General features: G+C 65.1%; 6 protein-coding genes. All 6 read left to right on the top strand.

The window, feature by feature from the left end:
• Positions 1-63 precede the first annotated feature (63 nt).
• The 6 genes from dapB to RTQ83_RS24055 all read left to right on the top strand — a co-directional run bounded on the left by dapB (position 64) and on the right by RTQ83_RS24055 (position 6,885).
• On the top strand, positions 64-873 hold the full coding sequence (gene dapB, locus RTQ83_RS24030; RefSeq protein ID WP_312520522.1) for a 4-hydroxy-tetrahydrodipicolinate reductase: 810 nt from the start codon (positions 64-66) through the stop codon (positions 871-873).
• Positions 874-875: 2 nt separating this feature from the next.
• Complete coding sequence (locus RTQ83_RS24035) at positions 876-1,202, top strand: barstar family protein (protein WP_312520525.1); 327 nt, start codon at positions 876-878, stop codon at positions 1,200-1,202.
• 141 nt (positions 1,203-1,343) lie between these two features.
• Positions 1,344-3,986, top strand: a complete 2,643-nt coding sequence (leuS, locus tag RTQ83_RS24040) for a leucine--tRNA ligase (RefSeq protein ID WP_312520528.1) — start codon at positions 1,344-1,346, stop codon at positions 3,984-3,986.
• Between the two features lie 2 nt (positions 3,987-3,988).
• Complete coding sequence (lptE, locus tag RTQ83_RS24045) at positions 3,989-4,510, top strand: LPS assembly lipoprotein LptE (protein WP_312520531.1); 522 nt, start codon at positions 3,989-3,991, stop codon at positions 4,508-4,510.
• 7 nt (positions 4,511-4,517) lie between these two features.
• The gene (holA, locus tag RTQ83_RS24050; RefSeq protein WP_312520534.1) at positions 4,518-5,531 is read left to right on the top strand and encodes a DNA polymerase III subunit delta; all 1,014 of its coding nucleotides are present in this window, start codon (positions 4,518-4,520) and stop codon (positions 5,529-5,531) included.
• An 88-nt stretch (positions 5,532-5,619) separates the two neighbouring features.
• On the top strand, positions 5,620-6,885 hold the full coding sequence (locus RTQ83_RS24055; protein WP_312520536.1) for a glutamate-5-semialdehyde dehydrogenase: 1,266 nt from the start codon (positions 5,620-5,622) through the stop codon (positions 6,883-6,885).
• The last annotated feature ends 36 nt before the right edge of the window (positions 6,886-6,921 follow it).

A 6,921-nucleotide genomic window follows, 5' to 3' on the forward strand; every position in this document is an offset into this window, starting at 1 on the left:
GTCCGGTAGCGCCGGTGCGTGCCGGCGACGCCCCGGCCGCGATCCAGCCGTAAGGAGTCGACCATGACGATGCTGAATATCGCCGTTGCCGGCGCCAGCGGCCGCATGGGCCGCATGCTGATCGAAGCCATCCAGTACGCGCCCGACGCGCGCCTGGCCGGCGCCCTGGATCTGCCGGGTTCGCCCTTCATCGGCCAGGACGCGGGCGCCTTCGGCGGCTTCCTGACCGGTGTGACGATCGAGGATAGCCTCAAGCACGGCCTGCACAATGCCGACATCCTGATCGACTTCACCCGTCCGGAAGGCACCCTCAAGCACCTGGAATACTGCGCCGCCAACGGCAAGCAGATGGTGATCGGCACCACCGGTTTCGACGAAGCCGGCAAGGCCGCCATTGCACTCGCTGCCGAGAAGGTTGGCGTGGTGTTCGCCCCGAACATGAGCGTGGGCGTGAACGTCACCCTCAAGCTGCTCGAGATGGCCGCCAAGAGTTTTGCTGAAGGCTACGACATCGAGATCGTCGAAGCGCACCACCGCCACAAGGTCGATGCGCCGTCGGGCACCGCGCTGAAGATGGGCGAAGTGATCGCCGACGCCCTGGGGCGTGACCTGAACGAGTGCGCCGTCTACGGCCGCGAAGGCGTGACCGGCGAGCGCGATCCGTCGACCATCGGTTTTGCCACCGTGCGCGGCGGCGACGTGGTGGGCGACCACACCGTGATGTTCCTCGGCACCGGCGAACGGATCGAGATCAGCCACAAGTCGAGCAGCCGCGTCACCTATGCCCACGGTTCGCTGCGCGCCGCGCGCTTCCTGGCGGACAAGGCCAACGGCCTGTTCGACATGCAGGACGTGCTGGGCCTGAAGGCATAAGCATGGCAGTGGCAGAACTGAACGGCGCCGCGATCGCCGACGAAGCATCCTTCCACCGGCAGAGCCGGGAAGCGTTCGGCTTTCCGGAATCGTACGCCGACAGCATCGACGCCTGGGTCGACTGCATGAGCTACCTGCGCGACGACGAAAACATGACCAAGTTCCGGCTGAAAGCCAACGAGGTGCTGGAAATCGTCATCGTCGACGCCGACAAGATGAAGGCGCAGGCGCCGGATCTGCTGGAAGAACTGACCTTCTGCATCGGCGGCATCAACGAGCGCTACGAGGATTACGGCGAGAAACCGGCGCTGGAACTGGTCCTGCGTTAAATCCCGAAGGCAGCGTTGCAAGACGCTGCCTTTTTACATTTTCTCCCTGCCGCGGCTTGCCCGGCCGTGCCACACATCGAACCGGCTTCCAGACCCGTTATAATGTCCGGTTCTACATCCCACACTCCATCTGCAGCCATCATGCAAGAAAAATATAGTCCAGCCGAAGTTGAACAGGCCGCCCAGGCCTACTGGAAGTCGATCGACGCCTACAAAGCCGTCGAACACGACCCGCGTTTCCCGAAGGGCAAGTACTACGCCTGCTCGATGCTGCCTTACCCATCGGGCAAGCTGCACATGGGTCACGTGCGCAACTATACGATCAACGACGTGATGTACCGCTACCTGCGCATGAACGGCTACAACGTCCTGATGCCGATGGGCTGGGACGCGTTCGGCATGCCGGCGGAAAACGCGGCAATGGCCAACAATGTGCCGCCAGCCGAATGGACCTACTCGAACATCGCCCACATGCGCGGCCAGATGGAATCGATGGGCCTGGCGATCGACTGGTCGCGCGAGATGACCGCCTGCAAGCCGGACTACTACAAGTGGAACCAGTGGATGTTCCTCAAGATGCTGGAAAAAGGCATCATCTACCAGAAGACCGGCACCGTGAACTGGGACCCGGTCGACCAGACCGTGCTGGCCAACGAGCAGGTGGTCGACGGCCGCGGCTGGCGTTCGGGCGCGCTGATCGAAAAGCGCGAAATCCCGATGTACTACGTGCGCATCACCGAATACGCCGACGAACTGCTCGACCATGTCGACAACAAGCTGCCGGGCTGGCCGGAGCGCGTGCGCACCATGCAGGCCAACTGGATCGGCAAGTCGACCGGCGTGCGCTTCGCCTTCCCGCACAGCGTCATCGACGACAGCGGCGCCGCCATCAATGACGGCCGCCTGTACGTGTTCACCACCCGCGCCGACACCATCATGGGCGTGACCTTCTGCGCCGTGGCGCCGGAACACGCGCTGGCGCAGCACGCCGCGCGCAACAACCCGGCCCTGCAGGAATTCATCGCCGAGTGCAAACTCGGTTCCGTGATCGAAGCCGACATGGCGACCATGGAGAAGAAGGGCATGCCGACCGGCCTGTTCGTCACCCATCCGGTCACGCAAGAGCAGATCCCGGTCTGGGTCGGCAACTACGTCCTGATCACCTACGGCGACGGCGCCGTGATGGGCGTGCCGGGCCACGACGAACGCGACTTCGCGTTCGCCAAGAAATACAACCTGCCGATCAAGCAGGTGGTGGCCGTCGAAGGCCAGGAATTCTCGCTCGAAGGCTGGCAGGAGTGGTACGGCGACAAGGAAAGCGGCCGCACCGTCAACTCGGGCAAGTACGACGGCCTGGATTACACCTCGGCCGTGAATGCCGTGGCCGGCGAACTGGAAGCCCAGGGCCTGGGCGAGAAGAAGACCACCTTCCGCCTGCGCGACTGGGGCATCTCGCGCCAGCGCTACTGGGGCACCCCGATCCCGATGATCCACTGCGGCGAATGCGGCGCGGTGCCGGTGCCTGAAGCCGACCTGCCGGTCGTGCTGCCCGAGCACCTGGTCCCGGACGGCACCGGCAACCCGCTGAACAAGGACGAAGCCTTCCTCAAGTGCGATTGCCCGAAATGCGGCAAGCCGGCACGCCGCGAGACCGACACGATGGACACCTTCATCGATTCGTCGTGGTACTACATGCGGTATACCTCGCCGGGCTCGAACGACGCCATGGTCGACGCGCGCAACGATTACTGGATGCCGATGGACCAGTACATCGGCGGCATCGAGCACGCCGTCATGCACCTGCTGTACGCGCGCTTCTGGACCAAGGTGATGCGCGACTTCGGCCTGGTGAAGTTCGACGAGCCGTTCGTCAACCTGCTCACGCAAGGCATGGTGCTCAACGAGACCTACTACCGCGAAGACGCATCGGGCAAGAAGACCTGGTACAACCCGGCAGATGTTGACCTCGAGATGGACGACAAGGGCCGCCCGTTCGCCGCGTTCTTGAAGCTGGGCGGCGAGGCAGTCAACATCGGCGGCACCGAAAAGATGTCGAAGTCGAAGAACAACGGCATCGACCCGCAAGCGCAGATCGAACAGTACGGCGCTGATACCGCGCGCCTGTTCACCATGTTCGCTTCGCCGCCGGAACAGACCCTGGAATGGTCGAACAGCGGCGTCGAAGGCGCCAGCCGCTTCCTGCGCCGCGTGTGGGCCTTCGGTTACGCCCAGCGTGAGCGCATTGCAGCAAGCTTCAAGGGCGAAGCCCAGGGCACGCTGAGCGACGAGCAGAAGACGCTGCGCCGCGAAGTGCACAAGGTGCTGCAGCAGGCCGACTATGACCTGAAGCGCATCCAGTACAACACCGTGGTCTCGGCGTGCATGAAGATGCTCAACACCCTGGAGTCGGCCAAGCTGGACGACAGCGCGGCATCGAATGCGGTCGTTGCCGAAGGCTTCTCGATCTTCCTGCGCCTGCTGAACCCGGTCGCGCCGCACATCACCCACGCGCTGTGGCAAGACCTGGGCTATGCCGGCGCCCACGGCGACATCCTGAACGTGCAGTGGCCGCAGGTGGACCCGGCCGCGCTGGAACAGTCCGAGATCGAGATGATGATCCAGGTGAACGGCAAGCTGCGCGGATCGGTCAAGGTGGCCAAGGATGCCGACAAGGCGTCGATCGAAGCGGCCGCGCTGGCATCGGAAGCGGTGCAGAAGTTCATCGAAGGCACGCCGAAGAAAGTCATCGTCGTCCCCGGTAAACTCGTCAACATCGTGGTCTGACCATGAGCGCGCCGAGCAAATATCTGGTGCGTGCTTTGGCCGCACTGCTGGCGGCGGCAGTCCTTGCGGGCTGCGGCTTCCAGCTGCGCGGCAGCAACGGCCAGTACAACATGCCGTTTCAGTCGATCTGGCTGTCGTTCAACGAGTCGTCGCCGCTGGGCACTGAGCTCAAGCGCAACCTGCGCGCCGGCGACACCGTGCGCGTGGTGACCGATGCCTCGAAAGCCGAAGCGCTGTTCGACGTGATCAGCGAGTCGCGCGGCAAGTCGATCCTGTCGCTCAACAGCCTGGGCCGGGTACGCGAGTACTCGCTCAGCTACACGCTGGTGTTCCAGGTGCGCGACGCGAACAACCGCCAGCTGCTGGCGCCGACCGAGATCACCCTGCGCCGCAACATCGCCTTCGACGAATCGCAGGTGCTGGCCAAGGAATCGGAAGAAGCGCTGCTGTACCGCGACATGCAGGCCGACCTGGTGCAGCAGATCCTGCGCCGCCTGGTGGCGATCAAGCCGGTGGGAGCGTAACCGCGCGATGCAGTTGAGGCTCGAGGCGCTCGACGGCCACCTTTCCAAGGGGCTGGCGCCGCTGTACGTGATCACCAGCGACGAGCACCTGCTCGCGCTGGAAGCGGCCGACCGCATCCGCAAGACGGCGCGCGCGCAGGGCTATACCGAGCGTGACGTGCTCACGGTCGAACGCACCTTCAAATGGGGCGAGCTGCTGGCGGCGAACCAGGCGCTGTCGCTGTTCGGCGACAAGAAGCTGATCGAGCTGCGCATCCCGACCGGCAAGCCGGGCAAGGACGGCAGCGCCGCGCTGCAAAGCTATGCCAAGGACCTCAGCCCCGACAACCTGACCCTGATCACCCTGCCCAAGCTGGACTGGCAGACCGCCAAGGCGGCCTGGGTGACCACGCTGCAGCAGGCGGCGGTTTACATCGAAATCCCGAACGTCGAACGCGCCCAGCTGCCGCAGTGGATCGGCATGCGCCTGTCCAGCCAGGGCCAGAGCGCCGAGCGCCAGAGCCTGGACTTCATCGCCGACCGCGTCGAAGGCAACCTGCTGGCGGCGCACCAGGAAATCCAGAAGCTGGGATTGTTGTACGAGCCGGGGCGCTTGAGCTTCGAGCAGGTGCACGACGCGGTGCTGAACGTGGCACGCTACGACGTGTTCAAGCTGTCCGAGGCGATGCTGGGCGGCGATGCGGCGCGCCTGGCGCGCATGCTCGAAGGCCTGAAGGGCGAAGGCGAGGCGCTGCCGCTGGTGCTGTGGGCGGTGACCGAGGAAATCCGCACGCTGCTAAAATTGAAATCCGGGATGGGGCAGGGGCGTCCGCTGGGCGCGCTGCTCAAGGAATACCGGATCTGGGGTCCGCGCGAGCGGATGATGGAACCGGCGCTGCGCCGTGTGTCGCTCGCCACGCTGGAGGCGGCGCTGCAGGATGCGGCGCAGGTCGATCGCATGGTCAAGGGCTTGCGCTCCAAGGCGTTCGCGGGCGACGCGTGGGATGCGATGTTGCAGCTGGCGTTGCGGGTGGCGCGGTAACGATATCGCGGTCGGCCGGCGACGCGTTCACATCACGCATGCAACCCCGCTCCTATTTCTGCACGCCGACAACGCAACGGGAACAACGATGGACATCACCGCACACATGCACCTGCTCGGCCGCCAGGCCCGCGCCGCTTCGCGCGCCATGGCACGCGCCGACACCGCCACCCGCAACCGCGCATTGGAACTGATCGCCGCCGCCATCGAACGCGACGCGGCCGACCTGCGCGCCGCCAACCAGAAAGACCTGGAAACCGCCCAAGCCGCCGGCCTGGCCCCGGCCCTGATGGACCGTCTGGCCTTGTCGGACGCCGCGATCGCCACCATGGTCGCCGGCCTGCGCCAGATCGCCACGCTGCCCGATCCGGTCGGCGAGATCTCGAACATGAAGGTGCGCCCGAGCGGCATCCAGGTCGGCCAGATGCGCGTGCCGCTGGGCGTGATCGGCATCATCTACGAAGCGCGTCCCAACGTGACGGTCGACGCGGCCGGCCTGTGCATCAAGAGCGGCAACGCGGCGATCCTGCGCGGCGGCTCGGAAGCGATCCACTGCAACCGCGCGCTGGCCAGGCTGGTGGCCGAAGGGCTGGTTGGCGCCGGCCTGCCGCTCGAGGCGGTGCAGGTGGTCGACACGGTCGACCGCGCCGCCGTCGGCGCCCTGATCACGATGCCGCAGTACGTGGACGTGATCGTCCCGCGCGGCGGCAAGGGCCTGATCGCGCGCCTGATGAAAGAAAGCACGGTGCCGATGATCAAGCACCTGGACGGCATCTGCCACGTCTACATCGACGCCAAGGCCGACATCGACAAGGCGCTGGCAATCGGCTTCAACGCCAAGTGCCACCGCTACGGCACCTGCAACACGATGGAAACGCTGCTGGTCTCGCGCGCCATCGCGCCGACCGTGCTGCCGCGCCTGGCCGGGCTGTATGCAACGAAGCAGATCGAGCTGCGCGCCGATCCCGAGTCGTTCGCGATCCTGGCCGGCTATCCGCACCTGGTCGCGGCTGTCGAGGAGGACTGGTCGACCGAATATCTGGCGCCGATCCTGGCGGTGAAGGTGGTGGCCGGCATCGAGGAAGCGATGGACCATATCGAGGCCTATTCGTCGAAGCACACCGAAGCCATCGTCACCGAAGACTACAGCGCCGCCATGCGCTTCCTGCGCGAAGTCGATTCGGCCTCGGTGATGGTGAACGCCTCGACCCGTTTCGCCGACGGCTTCGAGTACGGCCTGGGCGCCGAGATCGGGATCTCGAACGACAAGCTGCACGCGCGCGGGCCCGTGGGCCTGGAAGGACTTACGTCGCTCAAGTACGTCGTGTTCGGCCACGGCGAGGTTCGCCAGTAAGCCAAGCCAATAAGCCGCGCCAATAACAATCACTCC

The sequence above is a fragment of the Massilia sp. genome, from assembly GCF_031995545.1.
Classification (GTDB): domain Bacteria; phylum Pseudomonadota; class Gammaproteobacteria; order Burkholderiales; family Burkholderiaceae_D; genus Telluria.